The sequence below is a fragment of the Planctomycetota bacterium genome (assembly GCA_016235865.1).
Taxonomy (GTDB): Bacteria; Planctomycetota; MHYJ01; order JACQXL01; family JACQXL01; genus JACRIK01.
The window spans coordinates 129672-146228 of record JACRIK010000021.1 but is presented as its reverse complement, the minus strand read 5'-3'; the positions used below and the strand labels follow the sequence as shown (position 1 = coordinate 146228).

General features: G+C 49.5%; 20 protein-coding genes. 9 read left to right on the top strand and 11 right to left on the bottom strand.

Features of this window, described 5'->3' with window-relative positions; genetic code table 11:
• Positions 1–34: 34 nt before the first annotated feature.
• The 7 genes from HZA49_06595 to HZA49_06565 all read right to left on the bottom strand — a co-directional run bounded on the left by HZA49_06595 (position 35) and on the right by HZA49_06565 (position 7137).
• On the bottom strand, positions 35–520 hold the full coding sequence (locus HZA49_06595; protein MBI5779109.1) for a hypothetical protein: 486 nt from the start codon (positions 518–520) through the stop codon (positions 35–37).
• Positions 521–543: 23 nt separating this feature from the next.
• Positions 544–2568, bottom strand: coding sequence for a HEAT repeat domain-containing protein (locus tag HZA49_06590; protein ID MBI5779108.1), 2025 nt, complete (start codon positions 2566–2568; stop codon positions 544–546).
• Between the two features lie 267 nt (positions 2569–2835).
• Complete coding sequence (locus tag HZA49_06585) at positions 2836–3408, bottom strand: Fe-S-containing hydro-lyase (GenBank protein ID MBI5779107.1); 573 nt, start codon at positions 3406–3408, stop codon at positions 2836–2838.
• A 105-nt stretch (positions 3409–3513) separates the two neighbouring features.
• Positions 3514–4215, bottom strand: coding sequence for a hypothetical protein (locus HZA49_06580; GenBank protein ID MBI5779106.1), 702 nt, complete (start codon positions 4213–4215; stop codon positions 3514–3516).
• A 213-nt stretch (positions 4216–4428) separates the two neighbouring features.
• Positions 4429–5124 (bottom strand): hypothetical protein, encoded by a 696-nt coding sequence (locus HZA49_06575; GenBank protein ID MBI5779105.1) that lies wholly within the window; start codon positions 5122–5124, stop codon positions 4429–4431.
• Positions 5125–5150: 26 nt separating this feature from the next.
• On the bottom strand, positions 5151–6380 hold the full coding sequence (locus tag HZA49_06570; GenBank protein ID MBI5779104.1) for a hypothetical protein: 1230 nt from the start codon (positions 6378–6380) through the stop codon (positions 5151–5153).
• 22 nt (positions 6381–6402) lie between these two features.
• A complete protein-coding gene (locus HZA49_06565) occupies positions 6403–7137 on the bottom strand; it encodes a hypothetical protein (GenBank protein ID MBI5779103.1) in 735 nt (244 codons plus the stop codon).
• A 303-nt stretch (positions 7138–7440) separates the two neighbouring features.
• Here HZA49_06565 and trmD point away from each other — a divergent pair, with 303 nt between their 5' ends.
• From trmD to ruvB, 3 genes are all read left to right on the top strand, one after another.
• On the top strand, positions 7441–8082 hold the full coding sequence (gene trmD / locus HZA49_06560; GenBank protein ID MBI5779102.1) for a tRNA (guanosine(37)-N1)-methyltransferase TrmD: 642 nt from the start codon (positions 7441–7443) through the stop codon (positions 8080–8082).
• 82 nt (positions 8083–8164) lie between these two features.
• Positions 8165–8632 (top strand): 50S ribosomal protein L19, encoded by a 468-nt coding sequence (rplS, locus tag HZA49_06555; GenBank protein MBI5779101.1) that lies wholly within the window; start codon positions 8165–8167, stop codon positions 8630–8632.
• Between the two features lie 12 nt (positions 8633–8644).
• The gene (gene ruvB, locus HZA49_06550; GenBank protein MBI5779100.1) at positions 8645–9649 is read left to right on the top strand and encodes a Holliday junction branch migration DNA helicase RuvB; all 1005 of its coding nucleotides are present in this window, start codon (positions 8645–8647) and stop codon (positions 9647–9649) included.
• Positions 9650–9840: 191 nt separating this feature from the next.
• Here ruvB and HZA49_06545 read toward each other — a convergent pair whose 3' ends face one another.
• Positions 9841–10146 carry a septum formation initiator family protein gene (locus HZA49_06545; GenBank protein MBI5779099.1) on the bottom strand — a complete coding sequence of 102 codons (306 nt, stop codon included), beginning with the start codon at positions 10144–10146 and terminating at the stop codon, positions 9841–9843.
• A 103-nt stretch (positions 10147–10249) separates the two neighbouring features.
• Between HZA49_06545 and HZA49_06540 the strand changes: the two genes are divergently transcribed.
• From HZA49_06540 to HZA49_06515, 6 genes are all read left to right on the top strand, one after another.
• Positions 10250–10903, top strand: a complete 654-nt coding sequence (locus HZA49_06540; protein ID MBI5779098.1) for a phosphatidylserine decarboxylase family protein — start codon at positions 10250–10252, stop codon at positions 10901–10903.
• The gene (pssA, locus tag HZA49_06535) at positions 10900–11658 is read left to right on the top strand and encodes a CDP-diacylglycerol--serine O-phosphatidyltransferase (protein ID MBI5779097.1); all 759 of its coding nucleotides are present in this window, start codon (positions 10900–10902) and stop codon (positions 11656–11658) included. The genes HZA49_06540 and pssA overlap by 4 nt, the downstream gene beginning before the upstream one ends.
• A gap of 5 nt (positions 11659–11663) precedes the next feature.
• Positions 11664–12122, top strand: a complete 459-nt coding sequence (gene folK, locus HZA49_06530; protein MBI5779096.1) for a 2-amino-4-hydroxy-6-hydroxymethyldihydropteridine diphosphokinase — start codon at positions 11664–11666, stop codon at positions 12120–12122.
• Position 12123: 1 nt separating this feature from the next.
• Positions 12124–12963, top strand: coding sequence for a pantoate--beta-alanine ligase (locus HZA49_06525; protein MBI5779095.1), 840 nt, complete (start codon positions 12124–12126; stop codon positions 12961–12963).
• The gene (ispE, locus tag HZA49_06520) at positions 12957–13841 is read left to right on the top strand and encodes a 4-(cytidine 5'-diphospho)-2-C-methyl-D-erythritol kinase (protein MBI5779094.1); all 885 of its coding nucleotides are present in this window, start codon (positions 12957–12959) and stop codon (positions 13839–13841) included. The genes HZA49_06525 and ispE overlap by 7 nt, the downstream gene beginning before the upstream one ends.
• Positions 13842–13971: 130 nt before the next feature.
• On the top strand, positions 13972–14418 hold the full coding sequence (locus HZA49_06515; protein MBI5779093.1) for a septation protein SpoVG family protein: 447 nt from the start codon (positions 13972–13974) through the stop codon (positions 14416–14418).
• Here the strand turns inward: HZA49_06515 and larA are convergent.
• Genes larA through HZA49_06500 form a run of 3 tightly spaced genes read right to left on the bottom strand, consistent with a single transcriptional unit; the run spans position 14415 to position 16535 of the window.
• On the bottom strand, positions 14415–15701 hold the full coding sequence (gene larA / locus HZA49_06510; protein ID MBI5779092.1) for a nickel-dependent lactate racemase: 1287 nt from the start codon (positions 15699–15701) through the stop codon (positions 14415–14417). The genes HZA49_06515 and larA overlap by 4 nt on opposite strands.
• A 21-nt stretch (positions 15702–15722) precedes the next feature.
• Positions 15723–16070 carry an STAS domain-containing protein gene (locus HZA49_06505; protein MBI5779091.1) on the bottom strand — a complete coding sequence of 116 codons (348 nt, stop codon included), beginning with the start codon at positions 16068–16070 and terminating at the stop codon, positions 15723–15725.
• A 30-nt stretch (positions 16071–16100) separates the two neighbouring features.
• Positions 16101–16535: an ATP-binding protein gene (locus HZA49_06500; protein ID MBI5779090.1), complete on the bottom strand. Its 435-nt coding sequence runs from the start codon at positions 16533–16535 to the stop codon at positions 16101–16103.
• Positions 16536–16557: the final 22 nt, after the last annotated feature.

Genomic DNA, 16557 nt, shown 5'->3' with positions numbered 1-16557 from the left:
AGAAAGCGGCAGGCAACAGGCATCATATATGTGCTTAACTACGCCGTCCTCTCTTCAGAGAGACAAAAGCAACAGCAAGCAGGATTGTTATCACAAAGGTAATAAGGAAAAAATAAGACGGCTTGGGCGAGCCGATTTGAACAGTCGTTTCTGCCGAAAGATTCTGCCGGTCAGACGCTACGGTTATTATCTTTAGTTTCGCCTCAAATGGTTCCTGATAGCGGTATCTCAATGACGAAACACCGGCGATATCCGTATCTAAAGTAAACCGCTGCGGTGTTGAAGAACCATCGGGATACAATAATATCTCCTTGACTGAATGGACCGGCCTCTTGAAAAAGGGATTCTCTACATAGAAAATAAGGTCAATCACCTGAGGCGCCGGCTCCGAAACCGTAATATAAAAATCATATCCGCTATTATGGATGACCTTGTCCTTGAATGGATGTAAAGAGATTATTTTAAGATATTCCCGCTGATTGAGGTTAACCACCCCCTGACAACCGCACTTGAGGCACATTTTGATCACTCCTATCGTAATTATTACCACAGCGGCAGCGGCAGAAGGTGTTCCATAATCCACATAAAGACATTGTAGTCATTGTCTGCGGTAACCTTGGTAAGCAGCGGGGTTTCATTGACGTCAACCACAAAACCCAGCGAACTGACGATGTAATTACGCACCTGCGGGTTGGTCTCGTCATCATATAATTTGGCCACATCGCTGATAATATCCTTGCCGCCGATCAGTCCGGCCGAATGAATCGCATGCTGGCGCAGGGCGGTCATTTCTTTCTTATCAAAGTGCTTGCGAATCATCGGCAGCACCAGCTCATCCCTGGCGCCCAGCATCGTTAGGGCCACGGCCATATTGGTATAGGCAATATTGGTCGTCTTGCTTCCGACATCCGCCCACTTCTTCTTGATGACATCCACGGCCTTAATATCGCCGATCATCCCCAAACTCAGGGTCAGGTGAGCCGCCAGCACCGGGTCATTGCTCTTGTCCAGCAGGTCGGAGATAATCTGGACGGATGAGGTATCCTTCAAGAGCCCCAGGGCAATAGCCGCTGCACCTTTAATCAGGGACCGCTTGGTCTTGGTGGTGAGAATCTTCTGCAGTTCAGGGATGGCCCGCTTATCGCCGTTCAAGCCCATGGCCAGGACAATCATACCGTCTACCTGCGGGTCTTTGGCATTCCGGTAAGCATCAGATAGCAAAGGATACACCGCCTTATCCAATATCTGGCTTAGAGAAATGGCGGCGAATCCCCGGACCGACAAATCGCGGTCTGATAGCAGTTGAATCAACGGATTCAGGGCCTCGGGCAATTTGGTTGAGCCCAGGGCAATGGCCACGCATTCCTGGACATCCTTATCCTTATCGTCCAACGATTTCTTCAGCTCGTTCACGGCCTCTTTAGTGCCGATGCGGCCAAGGCCCAAGGCCGCATACGTCCTAACCTTGCGGTCACTTTTCTCACCCTGGTAAAGAACGCCCCGCTGGATAAGTTTGGCCAGGATCGGAACGGCGGACGCTTCTTTAAGATTGCCCAGTGCCAGGGCCGCGCTGGCCACCACCTCATCCTTGTCCGGCTGGCCGGCTAATTCCTTTAATACCTTAATCACCTCTTCATTGTTCTTGACATACCCTAAAGCCAGGATGGCATAGGCGCGGTTTATCTCGGTCTCCTGCTTATTGACCGCTATCTCTTTCAGGACAATGGCGTTTGTCGCATCGCCCATCAGGCCCATGGCAAAAATAATGTTATTCTCCACGTACAACTGCTTCTCATCGTAAAATGCCTTTTTAAGGATGGGATTGACCTTGTTATCGCCCATCTTGCTCAATCCCTGGGCGGCCGCCACCCGGACATAGAGGTCCTTGTCGTGCAGCGCTTTGTTGAAGAGATTGAAAATCTCGTCGTATTCCTTGGCCACGTTAACATAGCCGTCGTTTGTTTTACTGATAAATTCTATGGGCTGGCGGAATTTCAGGTACTTGGCCCGGTTACGGGTCCACCAGACCTCCCAGGGTTCAACATATCCCAGGAGATTAGAGGTGCCCTGGGTCATTGCCTGAATGCGGGGTTGCAGTCCGAAATCCAATGGCGGACGGGTAACAGATGCGCCTCCGCTGGTTGGCCTCTTGCCTCCTGTGCCTCCGACAGAACTATTGGGGTCAAAAGGCGTATCCGTGGTCGGAGGAGGAGGCGGTGGTGGCGTAGTATCCTTAGGAGCTTCCGGTGTTGCCGGAACCGGCGGGGTTGCCGGCTGGTCCTTGGGCGCCTCGGGTTGCTTTGGCGTCTCGGACTCCTTGGGTGTCTCGGACTGTTTGGGCTGTTCCTTGGGTGACTCGGGTGTCTTGGGCGCCTCCTTGGGCGCCTCGGGCGGCCTAGGTTGTTCCTTAGGCGCCTCTGGCGCAGGGTCAGGCGGCTTGGGCCTGGGCGGCGGAGTGTATCCACCCATCTTGGGCGGATTCGGGCACCAGCCGTAAGTATCCATTGATATTATGCCAAAACTCAAAAATATACCGATAACAAATATGGCAACTAACCTTTTACTCATATATTCCTCTCTTAGAGCCAGTTAGAACTAAGCGAAGCGTGACTCCGAGAACCCCGCCCCGAATGCTTTCGGGGTCGGGGCGCGCAGGTCAACGTAGCGAGTTACTGGCTCTTAGACCCCGATGAGCATAGCGACATCGGGGCATTTCCTAATATATAGAATGTTTGAGAGGGTCGAAAAACTGCATACCCTGTATAAATTATTCTCGTCCCCATTCCCCCTTATTAAAGGGGGCGAGGGGGTTATAACCCCCTTAATCCCCCTTTGTTAAGGGGGACTTGTCCTTGCGTATTGCTTTACCCCGACCTTGTATAAATCGCCGCCGTGCATATCATTGGCCACGGTGACCGGAAAATCCTTCACTTCCAGTCTCCGAACCGCCTCAGCCCCGAGGTCGTCATAGGCAATCACCTCGGCCTTGACAATCCGCTGGCTCAGGAGCGCCCCGGCGCCACCGACCGCCACGAAATAAACCGCCTTATATTTCTTCATCGCCTCTAACACAGCTGGAGAACGTTCGCCCTTGGCAATACTGGCCTTCAGGCCCAGTTCCAGCAACGCGGGCGTGTAGGGGTCCATCCGGTAAGCCGTGGTCGGACCGGCCGAGCCGATAACCTGACCCGGCTTGGCTGGGGTGGGACCGACATAATAGATTACAGCGCCATTAAGGTCAAAAGGCAGTTTGGGTGCGCGTTTCTCGGTGCGGGCTAATTGAATCTCGTCAAAGATACGCTTATGGGCCGCGTCCCGGGCTGTGTAGATTACCCCGGAAAGTAACACCTTGTCGCCGATATGCAGATTCTCCACTATCCCATCAGTTAACGGGGTCTGGATATTCATAATTCAATTGTGAAACAGAAGGCAAGAAATGTCAAGTAAATTCGACCACAGATTACGCAGAAAAATTAATTCTTTGTGTCCTTTGTGGTGAATCTTTCCTTAATTCTACCCCCCGGGTTGCCTGGTCACGGTGACCGAAATCGGCTCCGAGAATTGCCCGACCTGTTCATCACCGATTTTGTAAATGGCCTTATAATCCCAGACCACCGCATCCTTGCCGTCCGGCACCGGGAATTTATCCATATAATCCGGATACATATCGGTGGTCAGATAGACAAATCCCTTGCCGTCCTTCCGGTCAACGTAGATGACCAGGAAACCAGCCGCCCCCTTGGTCCAGATAATCACCGGACGCCCGCCATCCAGACGGCTCTTCAACACCGGTTTCAGGTTTAGGATATCAATCGCCTCTTCATCTGCCACCAGCCCGAGGTCCTCGCCGATGGCCTCGGTATAACCAGGCGTGGCCTTGATGCGGCCCACTAGTTTGCGAATGCGGGGAAAAATACCGGAGTTAACCAGGGCCGGAGCCGCCGGCATGGTCGGAAAAACCAGATCGCCTACAGGAGCGTCGCCAGGACCATCCCGGAGCATATCCTTATACCCTGAAATCGCCTGCTTAAATGTCTTATACGCCTCCTGAACCTTGAGGATATAGGTAAACCTGGCCGCATCGTTCTTGGCCGAAGCCACTTCAGCCGGGGTCAGATTAAAGGTAGCCGCATATCCGCCTATCTTATTGGCCAAATTCCGCAGGAAAGCAGCCATACCCGGGTCTGATTTAGGGATAAAATCGTGTTGTGGCATATCAAAACTCCTTCCCCGATTTGGTCGGGACTCCGCTGTCGCTCCGCAAATGGCTCCCCTGGACCGTCCAGGGGGTTTATTCAGTCATTCCGCAGCCCCCCTGAGCCATCCAGGGGGTTGCTTCAGTCATCCGTCAGTCCCCCTGAGTCATCCAGGGGGTTGCTTCAGTCATCGGTCAGTCCCCCTGAGCCGTCCAGGGGGTTGCTTTAATCATCAGTCCGGCTTATTCTTCCCCTCTTTCCACTCCTCGCCTTCATTCTCAGCTTCCTTGCGTTTCTGCTGTTCATCCTTGAGTTTCTGCTCGGCGTCTTTCAGTTTCTTCTCAGCGGCCCTAAGATTAATCTGCACCTTGAGATGCTCATCATAGGACGCCATAAACTTCTTGTGCTTGTCATTAAATTTATCAAGAGCATCGCTAAAATCAGCAGGACGCTCCGCCGGAGGAAACCACTTGTCCGCGTTGGCCGACAACACCCGGAAGAAATTATCGGCCCAGGCCGCGAATTCCATCTCGCCCTTGGGGATAATGGAATCATCAAGCTCCTTCTTAATCCGGACCCGCTCCTTTTTTGAACGGACTATTATAAACCTGAAATAGCACGGGTATTCCTGCAGGGTCTTTTGTATGCAATGCTCCGGGGCATTATAGGGATTCTTGGGCGGTGGCAGTTCAATCTTCAGGAGATTAAGATGCCCGCACAGTGTCTTGTATAAATCATCCGTCTCGCCGTTATAAAATACAAAATACCCATCCTTGCCCTCATGGATTGTCCGATAAACCAGGCGATAGACCCCGGGCAGGTCCGACACATAGGTATCCACCTTATCCTCGTTAAACTCAAACCTCTGGCCCCAATCAATATCCTTGATATCAACGCACTTCCAGGATTTCTTAGTGAAGTCGGACATAATCGCATCCTTTCTTAGAATTCCGGTTATTCCCCGACCTGGGTTGGGATAAATTTATCGGCATAATTGCCTAATCCTAAAGCGCCACTATAATTTTTGCCCCAGGACCAGAGCGTGCCATCTGATTTAATGGCAGATGAACGGTCACTGCCGGCCGCAATAATTGACCAGGTTGTGCCGGTAATTTGAATCGGATTGCTTGTATTGTCCGGTATGCCATTGCCTAATTGACCATAGTAGTTATAGCCCCAGGCCCAGAAAGTGCCATCGGCCTTGGTAGCCAGGGTATGATTTGCGCCGCAGGCAATCCCGGCCCAGTTGGTGCCAGTTATCTGGGTGGGCTGGGTCCGGGATATGATTGTGCCGTCGCCTAATTGGCCGCTGGTGTTGTCGCCCCAAACCCAGAGCGAATTGTCGCTTTTCAGCGCTACCGTGTGATTGGCGCCGCAAGCCGCCGCGGACCAGTTGGTGCCGGTTATCTTAATTGGCTGGTTTATAGATGTCGTTGTTCCATCGCCTAATTGCCCGAAATCATTCTTGCCCCAGGCCCAGAGTTCGCCATTGCTTTTCAATGCTATGGTATGCCCCTGCCCGGCGGTAATCGCCGACCAATTCGTATCTATTCCAATCTGGGTGGGAATGCTCTTGCTGAAGGTTGTGCCGTCGCCTACCTGCCCGAAATCATTCTTGCCCCAGGCCCAGAGCGTGCCGCCGGTTTTAAGCGCAATGGTGTGATTGTAACCAACCGCGATAGTTGCCCAATCAGTGTCGCTAATCTTGGTCGGAGTGCTTTTATACGTATGAGTCGCGTCGCCCAATTGGCCATCGGAGTTGTTGCCCCAAACCCAGAGCGTGCCGTCGGTTTTCAGGGCCGCACTATGTTTCTCGCCGGCCGCCACAGAAACCCAATCCGTATCGCTCCCAACTATGGTCGGAATATTTTTAGAATAATAGTTATAATAACCGGAACTGCCCGCATAATAATCCCCATAATAATAGTAATATTCCCCCAAACCTAATTGATTATAAGAATTATCTCCCCAAGCCCAGAGCGTACCGTCGGTTTGCAGGGCCAGGGTATGCCCGTATCCGGCTGAAATCTTAGCCCAGCCGTCTATTATGGGTATCTTGGGAGGCGGTTCGGAAGGAGAAGTATGCGGTGTATGCCCGCCACTGTCAAGGCAACCATAGTTAAGAATAAAAGCACAGATTATAATCAATACTGATGCAACCACCTTAATAAACTTTATTGGCATATATTATTACCTCCGCTCCGGCTCAGAAACTAAAGTTTAATCCGAAAAGTAACGCCTGTCCGCTGTAACTTACATTTGTAGTTGATGCGTTAGAAGCCGCCATTCTGGCTGTCAGTTCTCTCAGGGCCAGCTCCATACTTAGAGCAAATCCGGATGATAAGGCAACTTCAACGCCTCCGAACGCCTTATAGCCGATGCCGCGTCCTTCATACAAAACGGAATAGCCATAGTTATCTACGCCATATTCTTCGGCCGAATAGGAGCCCAAACCTAATCCGCCGAACCATCTTACCATTTCTGCCCGTGAAGTGTGAAAAACAACCGAGCCGGAAAATCCGCCGAAAAACAGTTCGTCTGATTCCGTGGCCGCGCCGTCAATCGCAATCCGCCAAGAAATATTGGGATTAGCCGTTCCGAAAGTCATATCCAATGAATTATCGCCCACGCTACTGCCATAATATTCCCGATTGCTTTTATTATAAAAAACATAATCACCGAATCTCAAGGCGAATGTGGACTGGTTCTCATTCCCGCCCGGCTTTTCTGTTCCCGATTGCTTGTTGACTGAACTGGTGGTTTGTGACTGGGGGTTTACGGCATTACTTTCTTTGGTACCAGTAACGGTAAGACCTGCTCCACTTAACGTGCTTAAAGTCCTTAAAGAATAACTGGATCGATTTATCATGCTTGTGCAGCCGCTGGCTGAGATAAAACATCCTAAAACTATAAGAACAGTAAGATTTCTTATTACTTGCATTGTTGAAACCTCTGAATGTCGGGGAATTCCCTCTATTATATATACCCCTGAAGGAACATAAGGTTTTCCACGGATTACAAGTATAAGTTTGGTTAAATCAATGGTGCTGTCTCAATGTAGGTGTGGATAATATAGATTATTCCGCCGGAAATGTCAAGGGAAACCTCGTAACCACAGATTTCGCTGTCGCGGTCACTGCGGTGTTCACAGATTTCACTGATTATTTTTAATCTGTGTCATCCGCGAAATCTGTGGTTGCATTTTGTTGACTACATCCAGGATATTTGATATTGATTACCGGTTATGGTCATTGACGTAATTACCCTGTTCCCCGGGATGTTCAAGGGGTTCTTAAAGGAGAGCATCATCAAGCGGGCCCAGGCAAAGCGGCTGGTTAAAATCAATCTCCATGACCTGCGGGACTTTTCAACGGACAAACACCATAAGGTGGATGACCGTCCGTTCGGGGGCGGGCCGGGAATGCTCCTGCTGGCCGAGCCGATTGTCCGGGCTTTTGAGTATCTTAAGGCCAACGGGCGCTCAGATGCCCATAAGATTGTCCTGACCCCGGCCGGAAAGACCTTTGGACAGCCCAAGGCCCGGGCCTTGAGTAAGAAAAAGGGGCTGATTATTCTCTGCGGACATTATGAAGGATTTGACCAGAGAATCTTTGACATTATTAAATTTGATGATATTATATCCATCGGCCGATATGTGCTAAGCGGCGGCGAATTGCCTTCAATGGTCGTGATGGACAGCGTCATCCGGCTGATACCCGGCGTCTTGGGTAACGCTTCGTCGGCTGAACAGGAGTCGTTTAGCAAGGGAAATGAACTGGATTACCCCCAATACACCAGGCCGCGCGATTTCCGGGGCCATACTGTCCCGGAGGTGCTGGTTTCGGGTAATCACCAGCAGATAGAAAAATGGAGAAAAGGTAAATAGAATGAATGCCCCGCAATTCTGCGGGGTCTAACTGGCTGTAACGACCTTCGGTCTAACAGCCAGTAAGAATAGGAGTAAGTGTATGTTAAACCTGATGCAGGAAATCGACAAAGAACAACGCAAGAAGAAGGTGCCCCACTTTGATATCGGCGATATCGTGGATGTGCACGTCAAGATTAAGGAAGGCGACAAGGAGAGAATACAGATATTCAACGGCGTGGTCATCGGCCGCAAAGGCAGCGGCATCCACGAGACCTTTACAGTACGCCGGATCGTGCACGGCGAAGGCGTAGAACGGGTATTCCCGGTCCATGCGCCGGTGGTGGCTAATATCGTGGTCAAAAAGAGAGGCGTAGTCCGCCGGGCCAAGTTATATTATCTCAGGGACCGGACCGGCAAGTCAGCCAAGGTCAGGGAACAGCTGGGCGCGATTCCAGGCTTTGAGACCATTGAGGAAGAAGCCCCTCTGCCAGAAGCGCCTAAGGCCGAAACCCCAAAGGCAGAAGAGCCCAAGACGCACGAGAAACCGGCTGAAGAGGCTAAGAAATAATTCTATCTTGTTATGGGCAAAGCTATCTCCATCAACAAGCCCGAAGACGACCTCAAACTGGACTCTACTTTAAGGCCGGCTGATTTCTCGGAATTCGTCGGCCAGCCCAAAATAGTCAGCAATCTCAAAATCTACATCACCGCTGCCCAGAAAAGACAGGAATCGTTGGACCATATCCTCTTTTCCGGCGGACCGGGACTGGGCAAAACCACCCTATCATATCTGGTGGCCAAGGAGATGAGCACCAATATCAAGGTCATCCAGGGACCGTCTCTGGAAAGGCCGGCTGACCTGGCCGGGATTCTGACCGGACTGGAGAATCGGAACGTCCTATTCATCGACGAGATTCACCGGATTCCGGTAACCGTGGCTGAATATCTCTATTCGGCCATGGAGGATTTCAACTTAAATATCATGATAGACCAAGGCCCGCACGCTCGGACGGTCCAGTTGACTATCGCGCCATTCACTCTGATTGGCGCCACCACCCGGGAAGGACTCCTGACCGACCCGTTCCGTTCCAGATTCGGCATCTTTGAGAAACTGGAACTCTATCCGGAAGCCGACCTCTTGAAGATTATCAAGCGCTCAGCCCGGATTCTGAACGTCCAGGGCGATGAAGAGGCGTTAAAGATGGTGGCCTCACGCAGCCGGGGCACACCCCGGATTGCTAATCAGATTCTCAAGCGAGTCCGGGACGTGGCCCAGGTCAAGACCAATAATTTCATCACCAAGGAAACGGCTGAAGAGGGCCTGAAGATGCTGGGCATAGATGAATATGGCCTGGTCCAGACCGACCGCAAGATTCTCCAGACTATTATTGACAACGGCGGCGGACCAATCGGGCTGAAAACCATTTCCATCTCCATCGGCGAGGAAGAAGATACGATTGAGGATGTCTATGAGCCGTATCTGATTAAGTGCTGTATGCTGGAAAAGACCCCGCGCGGCCGCAAGACCACCTCCAAGGCGCACGAGCATCTTGGTAAGCATCCCAAAGAGCCGAGATTATTTTAGTGCTGCTTGCACAATGAATCTATTCTATTAAACTGGCATTCCGTGCTTGACACAGAATCCAGACATCTTTGGGCTTACGGTTCCCACCATCCCGTCAGAGGGACTGGCTTCCCGCCGGAGTTTATCCCTCTGGATTCCCGTTTTCACGGGAATGACAAGCGGGACTGGAATGACAGAATAACGTTTTATATCTACCGGGGCAGGATAATCATCTCGCCGGGCAGGCCGAGTTTGAGTTCCCGGCGAATCACCGCTTCGCGATAGACCGGGTCACTGGAAATGGCGTTCACCTGTCTGGCCAAAGAGATGTTTTCACTCTTGATGGCCGCTATCTCGTTATCAAGCGTCCGGATGTAATTCTCCAGACGGTTATTCTTGATATAAGCCGCCAGCGAACTGGTGACCAGGAATATGATAATAGCGCCGAAGATGAAATGCCAGAAGTATTTGGTTACGCCGGATGTCCTGGGCCTCTGAGAAGAATAGTAGGTATTCATATATCCCCGCTTTATCTAAAACTATCCACAATTAGTTGACCCCTCTCAGAGTGTTTGGTATATCGTCATTATATTTCTAAACCTTTAATTAATTGTTAAATACATGCGTTTACCTTTAGCAAAATATTCGGCCGGAGAGATAGCGGTGATGCTGGTCATCACCGGAGTAATGGGCTATGTGCTCTACCAGATGATGCCGGTTTTGGTCATATTACCGGCCTTGTTATTCCTGTTCACGCTCTATTTCTTCCGCGACCCCTATCGCAAGATTCCTGAGGGCGATAACCTGATTGTATCCCCGGCCGACGGCACCATCATAGAAATTGCCGATGTTAATGAGGACACCTTTATCAAGGAGCCGTCGGTCAAGGTGGCGATATTCCTGTCGGTGTTCAATGTCCACATCAACCGGGCGCCCTGTGACGGCAAAATCACCCTGCTGGATTACCGCAAGGGCCGGTTTCTGGTGGCATCCGAACCCGAGGCGTCCAGCCAGAACGAGCGCAACAGCATCGGCATAACGGCCGGCCATTCCCTCAAAATCCTGGTCCGCCAGATCGCCGGCATCATTGCCCAACGGATCGTCTGCGGCCTGGAGATGAATCAGCAAGTCAAGCGGGGCGACCGAATCGGAATGATAAAATTCGGCTCGCGCACCGAGGTCTATATATCCAAGAATAAATTAGAGCGGCTGGAGGTTAAGGTTAACGACAAGGTCAAAGGCGGTGAAAGTATCATAGGAGTATACAAGAAATGAAAGTAAAATTTAGAAAGCTGAAAGTTGTGCCGATTCTGCCGTCATTGCTGACCATAGGCAATCTGCTGTCCGGATTCGCGTCATTATACTACCTGATGAAGATGGATTATGCCACGGCGGCCTGGATGATATTCGTGGCCATGGCCTTTGATATGCTGGACGGCAAGATGGCCCGGTTCACCAATTCGTCATCGCAATTCGGAGTGCATCTGGATTCACTGGCCGATGTCATCTCATTCGGGCTGGTGCCGGCATTTATAGCCCTGAAGCTGGTAGTCAACTCCGCTAATTTCCCGGTTCGGCTTATCTGGGCGCTGGCGGCGTTTTATCTGGTCTGCGCCACTCTGCGGCTGGCCCGTTTTAACACCGAAACCACCACCAAGGAAGAGGACCACCAGTTTTTCTTCGGGCTGCCCACCCCCGGGGCCGCGGCCGTGGTGGCCAGTTTGGTTATCCTCTACCAGCATCTCCAGCTTAAAATAATCATCACAGCACTGCCTTTCATATTACTGTTGATTTCCGCATTGATGATCAGTCGTTTTCGTTATTCCCATTTTATGAACCGGTTCCTGAAAGCGCGCCCGCTTATCAAACTGGTGGAAATAATCGTGGTCGGATTTTCCCTGCTCCAGTGGTTTGAGATTACCCTGAGCGTAACTTTTTTATTATACGCCCTGAGCGGAGTGGCCAACCATTTCAAGCTAAAGATATTCACCCGGCGCGCGGCTACGGCTGAATCGAATGAATCAGGTTAGAATAAATGATAACCGCCTATATTGCTTTGGGTTCCAACCTGGGTGATAAGCAACAGAATATCAAAATAGCCATCCGCTCTATAAAACAAATAAAAGACACCCGGGTCACAGGCGTTTCCGGGATTTACCGGACGCCGGCTGAAGGCAATATCCAGCAGCCTAATTATATCAATGCGGTAATTGAGATGAAAACATCGCTGTCCGCAATAGCCCTGCTAAAGGAATCATCACGGATAGAAAAGACACTGGGCCGGGTCAGGATTAACGACAGATTATTACCCAGGACCATTGACCTGGATATCTTACTGTATGGACAAAAAATATATCGCCTGCCACATCTGACCATACCGCATCCGCGGATGCACAAACGCAGATTTGTCCTGGAGCCGCTCTGCGAGCTGGCCCCGGAATTGATGCACCCGGTGCTGAATAAACCGATATGCGCTTTGCTAAAAAAACTGTAATATGAAAATAATCACCACGCTCAAAAGCATCAGGACAGAAATCAACCGGGCCAGACGCAAGGGATTAATGATTGGTTTTGTGCCGACCATGGGGGCATTGCATCAGGGACACCTGGAACTGATGCGGCAGGCAAAGAAGGATAACGACCTGGTGGTCATCAGCATATTCGTCAACCCGCTCCAATTCGGGCCCAAAGAAGATTTCAAGCGCTATCCCCGTAATCTCAAAGGTGATGCCAAATTGGCCAAAACGGCCGGAGTAGATATCATCTTTGCACCGACTGTAAAAGCAATGTATCATAACACCTCTACCTTCGTTGACATGTCTAACCTGACCGATAAACTCTGCGGCCAGTCCCGGCCCGGTCATTTCCGGGGTGTGATGACCGTGGTGACCAAGTTATTAAATATTGTCCAGCCGGATGTCGCCTATTTCGGACAGAAGGATTTCCAGCAAGCGCTGATTATAAGAAAAATGGCCAGAGACCTGGATATGAATCTTGAGATAAAAACCCTGCCCACGGTCCGCGAACCGGACGGATTGGCCATGAGTTCACGCAATAAATACCTGAGTGTGCCAGAACGATATTATGCCCAGCGCCTTTACCGGTCATTGCTCAAGGCAAAGGAATTGATTATATCGGGCGAGAAGGACTGCAGGAAAATCCGAGATGCCATGCTGGCCGTCATCAAAACCATCCCCGGCAGCCGGATTGACTATGTGGAAATCGCAGACCCGGAAACGCTTAAAACTATAGAAAAGATAAAAAAGGGGCATACGCTTATTGCCCTGGCCGTATATGCAGGTAAGACCAGGCTGATAGATAATATTTTATGCTAATCACAAAGACCCGAAAAGGACTGAAGATACTTTCGCCGGCCAAGATTAACCTGTTTCTCGAGGTGCTGGGTAAGCGCCAGGACGGATTCCACGAGATAGAAAGCATCATGCAAACAGTCTCCCTCTTTGATACGCTCTACCTGCATCCAATAAGCAAAGGAATCGAAGTAGTAACCACCCATCCGGAACTGGCATCAAGCAGGGCTAACCTGGTTTATAAAGCGGCTGAACTTGTAAAGAAGGAATACGGTATCGGGAAAGGCGTTCGGATAATCCTGGAGAAACGAATCCCGATAGGCGGCGGATTAGGCGGCGGGAGCAGCAATGCGGCCGCTGTTTTATTAGGCCTGAACCGGCTCTGGAACCTGGGATTAAGCCAGGAAGAAATGTCTTTTCTGGGCGCCAGATTGGGCTCTGACGTACCTTTTTTCACATACGGCGGAACCGCCCTGGTCAAAGGCCGGGGTGAGATTATCTTGCCATTAATGATTAGTGCAAAATTTCACTATCTCCTACTCAAACCGCCGATATCCATCCCGACCAAAAATATTTACAAAAATATCAGATTCTACTTGACAAAACCGGCCTCTAATGGTATATTACCATTAGTTAATAAACTCCAACAGAAACAGGCAGGTTACAAAGAAATCCAGAAGTTGCTATACAATAGATTAGAGAACGTGGCGATGAAACTATATCCTGTTTTAAAAGACACGCACCGAGCATTCCAGAAAATATCCCACCCGGGAATATTGCTTTCCGGCAGCGGGTCTACCATTTTTAAACTATGCAGTAGCCGAACCGAAGCCAAAACTCTGGCTACCGTACTATCTAGAAGGAATTTAGGCCAATCCTTTATTGTTAACGGCCTTGATTAGGGCTGATAAATAAACCCAGCCTTTGCATGCAAGGGCTGGGTAAACGTCTCTTAAGTATATACTTCCATAGATTAAACATCCTAAAAGAGGCATTTTTGTATCCGGATAAACTGGAGAAGACAGTGTTCTTATGGAAATAACAGAGACAAGAGTAAGATTACTGGGACGGGCCGCAGACCGGCTGAAGGCATTCTGCAGCATCACTTTTGACAATGCCTTTGTCGTCAGGGATTTGAAGGTTATTGAAGGATCCAACGGGATTTTTGTGGCTATGCCCAGCCGCAAGATAACAGACCATTGCCCCAAATGCCGTGGTAAGAATACCATGCTCTCAAGATTCTGCTGCGAGTGCGGCTGTAAATTAGATTCCGGACGAGGACCTCGTGATCTGAACGGACGGATTCAGGTATTCGCCGATATCTGCCACCCGATTAATACTCAATGCCGTGATATGATTCAAAACAAAGTCCTGCAGGCATATAAGGATGAAGTGGAACGGGCTAAAAAACCTGGTTATAAACCAGGTGATTTTAAGGAACATCCTTCTGAACTACAGGATGAGCAAAAAGCCATCTAAGAAACAACCGGCCTGACACCGCACCCCTTGGGCAGAACAAATACCGTCGCGTCATCAGGCATCTGCCTGAAGAAAATATCCATCGCCCGCTGGACGTCATCCATCGGCGTAAAGTGTAAATTCCTGACAAGAGAATCCTTGAGCCCAGAATAAAGGTAGATATCAAACCTATTTGCCTTTATCAAGGTGCATAAGGCCGTATGGCCTGAAACCACAAACTTCTTGCGCAGTTCGGCTTCCATTTTTTCCGGTGTCCGGTGCTGCAAAAAACCCATAAATATATCCGAACCAATGCCCTCTTTGCATTCGGCCAAAATCAGCATTTTCCCTCTATCCTTTAAGGCATAAACAGCGTTTTCTATTGCTTTATGAGTCTGAATAAAATTAACATCCGTAGGATACCCGCCTGCCGAAGCAATAATATAATCCGCCTTACCTTTAAGCGGTACTTGATAAATCCTGTCCACAAAGTCACACCCGCGACGATGCGCATCAATAATATCACCGCAAAACATTCTGATTATTTCATCCCGGCTATTAATCGCCAGATTGATGGAGAAAACTCTTCCCCGTCCGGCTAACCGGGCGGCTTCTATCATATCCTCATTTACCGGATTGCCGTCAAGTTTACCTAGGCAGGCATCAGAATTCTTGCCTTTCAGAGGCGGTTTATTCAGGACCAAACTGTGATTCTGCTGGATGGTCTGATAGGCGGAAATACCGGGCAGGATGAGTTTCCGGCCGCCTGAAAAGCCGGCGTAATAATGATAGCCAACTGTCCCGATAATAATGATTTTATCGGCATCGGCGCAATGCTTGTTAATTCTTACCTGCGTACCTCTTGAGGTCGTCCCGATATATGATAGCTCGGTGGATTTATTGGCATCGTGGTCTATGACTTTTATAGCCCGGGAAGTACTCCGACCAACCAATTTAGTTATCTCCGCCGGGGCGTGAGCAGAATGAGAACCCCGGGCCAGAATAACGGTGATATTTGCCCGGTCCACGCCCATACCAGTAAGGCGTTTGATAACAATATCAAGCACCTTATCAGATGGGCACCGACGGGTTTTATCCGGGATAAGAATGGCTATTTTATCCTGGACGTTAAAGAAAGAATCAAATCGAGCTGAATTAATCGGGTGATTGACGGCATGTATCAAATTGCCTGAAAAATCAGTAATCGGTACCGGCTCGCGCACCTCCAATATCCTGTATTTTACCGATGAAGGAATACGGAAATACTGATATTTCTTGCCGTAAGGGAGTTTTATTTTATGCACAACGCTCCAATGAGAATCCTGTTATGCCAGAGCGGTCAGAGCGGATTCCATATTCTCAACGATAGTAAATATCTGCGACAATCCCAGAAGGTCAAAAACCTCTTTAACAGCCGGCTTGGGACGGACGATGACGATATTACCCTGATTTTCCTGAGCCACGCCGATGGAACCGATAAAAACGCCGGCCCCGGCGCTGGAAATATAATCCACCGCTGACATATCCACAATCAACCTGTACATTTTCTGGTTAAATAAATTATTTATCGTTTGCTCGAACTCGCCGTAAGTGTAAGCATCCAGAAAACCTTTAAGCTTAACAAGAATAGCTCCGTTGGGTAATTTCTGCATTTCTATCTTGATTTCTGCCATTCATTCCTCCTTATTTCTCAAACAATCTAATTATCTATCGGAAGTTGTCAAATATTTTATTAGAATTAATTGATTCTGCCCGTTCTTGAATGAGTATTTCACCTCGTCCATTATCCGTCTCATCAGAAAAATACCCAGTCCCCTCCTCTTCCCCTGTTTGACGTGCTCCATAATATCCTTAATTTTCACCTTCTCCAGATCAAAATCCCGCCCTCCGTTCAGTATCCGAATCTGGAACTGCTTGGGGGTAACCTCGACATTGATATCAATATACCCGCTCTTGTTAAACTCGTAGGCATGCTCAACAATATTGCTCAATGCCTCATCAGTAGCCAGGACTATCTTATTCTCGTCGCTCGGGGCCAGGTTAACCTTCCTGATAGTCCTGACGATAAAATGCCGCGCTAAATTCAGATGCTTCAGTTCACTGTTAATAACCAACCGGTCTTTAACATTGTCTGTCATTCTTTCTCCTATCTCGCTGACT

What these genes read in the sequence shown, in the direction of transcription:
- HZA49_06595 (MBI5779109.1), bottom strand. Translation starts at nt 520, where the DNA reads ATGTGCCTCAAGTGCGGTTGTCAGGGGGTGGTTAACCTCAATCAGCGG.
- HZA49_06590 (MBI5779108.1), bottom strand. Translation starts at nt 2,568, where the DNA reads ATGAGTAAAAGGTTAGTTGCCATATTTGTTATCGGTATATTTTTGAGT.
- HZA49_06585 (MBI5779107.1), bottom strand. Translation starts at nt 3,408, where the DNA reads ATGAATATCCAGACCCCGTTAACTGATGGGATAGTGGAGAATCTGCAT.
- HZA49_06580 (MBI5779106.1), bottom strand. Translation starts at nt 4,215, where the DNA reads ATGCCACAACACGATTTTATCCCTAAATCAGACCCGGGTATGGCTGCT.
- HZA49_06575 (MBI5779105.1), bottom strand. Translation starts at nt 5,124, where the DNA reads ATGTCCGACTTCACTAAGAAATCCTGGAAGTGCGTTGATATCAAGGAT.
- HZA49_06570 (MBI5779104.1), bottom strand. Translation starts at nt 6,380, where the DNA reads ATGCCAATAAAGTTTATTAAGGTGGTTGCATCAGTATTGATTATAATC.
- HZA49_06565 (MBI5779103.1), bottom strand. Translation starts at nt 7,137, where the DNA reads ATGCAAGTAATAAGAAATCTTACTGTTCTTATAGTTTTAGGATGTTTT.
- trmD (MBI5779102.1), top strand. Translation starts at nt 7,441, where the DNA reads ATGGTCATTGACGTAATTACCCTGTTCCCCGGGATGTTCAAGGGGTTC.
- rplS (MBI5779101.1), top strand. Translation starts at nt 8,165, where the DNA reads ATGTTAAACCTGATGCAGGAAATCGACAAAGAACAACGCAAGAAGAAG.
- ruvB (MBI5779100.1), top strand. Translation starts at nt 8,645, where the DNA reads ATGGGCAAAGCTATCTCCATCAACAAGCCCGAAGACGACCTCAAACTG.
- HZA49_06545 (MBI5779099.1), bottom strand. Translation starts at nt 10,146, where the DNA reads ATGAATACCTACTATTCTTCTCAGAGGCCCAGGACATCCGGCGTAACC.
- HZA49_06540 (MBI5779098.1), top strand. Translation starts at nt 10,250, where the DNA reads ATGCGTTTACCTTTAGCAAAATATTCGGCCGGAGAGATAGCGGTGATG.
- pssA (MBI5779097.1), top strand. Translation starts at nt 10,900, where the DNA reads ATGAAAGTAAAATTTAGAAAGCTGAAAGTTGTGCCGATTCTGCCGTCA.
- folK (MBI5779096.1), top strand. Translation starts at nt 11,664, where the DNA reads ATGATAACCGCCTATATTGCTTTGGGTTCCAACCTGGGTGATAAGCAA.
- HZA49_06525 (MBI5779095.1), top strand. Translation starts at nt 12,124, where the DNA reads ATGAAAATAATCACCACGCTCAAAAGCATCAGGACAGAAATCAACCGG.
- ispE (MBI5779094.1), top strand. Translation starts at nt 12,957, where the DNA reads ATGCTAATCACAAAGACCCGAAAAGGACTGAAGATACTTTCGCCGGCC.
- HZA49_06515 (MBI5779093.1), top strand. Translation starts at nt 13,972, where the DNA reads ATGGAAATAACAGAGACAAGAGTAAGATTACTGGGACGGGCCGCAGAC.
- HZA49_06505 (MBI5779091.1), bottom strand. Translation starts at nt 16,070, where the DNA reads ATGGCAGAAATCAAGATAGAAATGCAGAAATTACCCAACGGAGCTATT.
- HZA49_06500 (MBI5779090.1), bottom strand. Translation starts at nt 16,535, where the DNA reads ATGACAGACAATGTTAAAGACCGGTTGGTTATTAACAGTGAACTGAAG.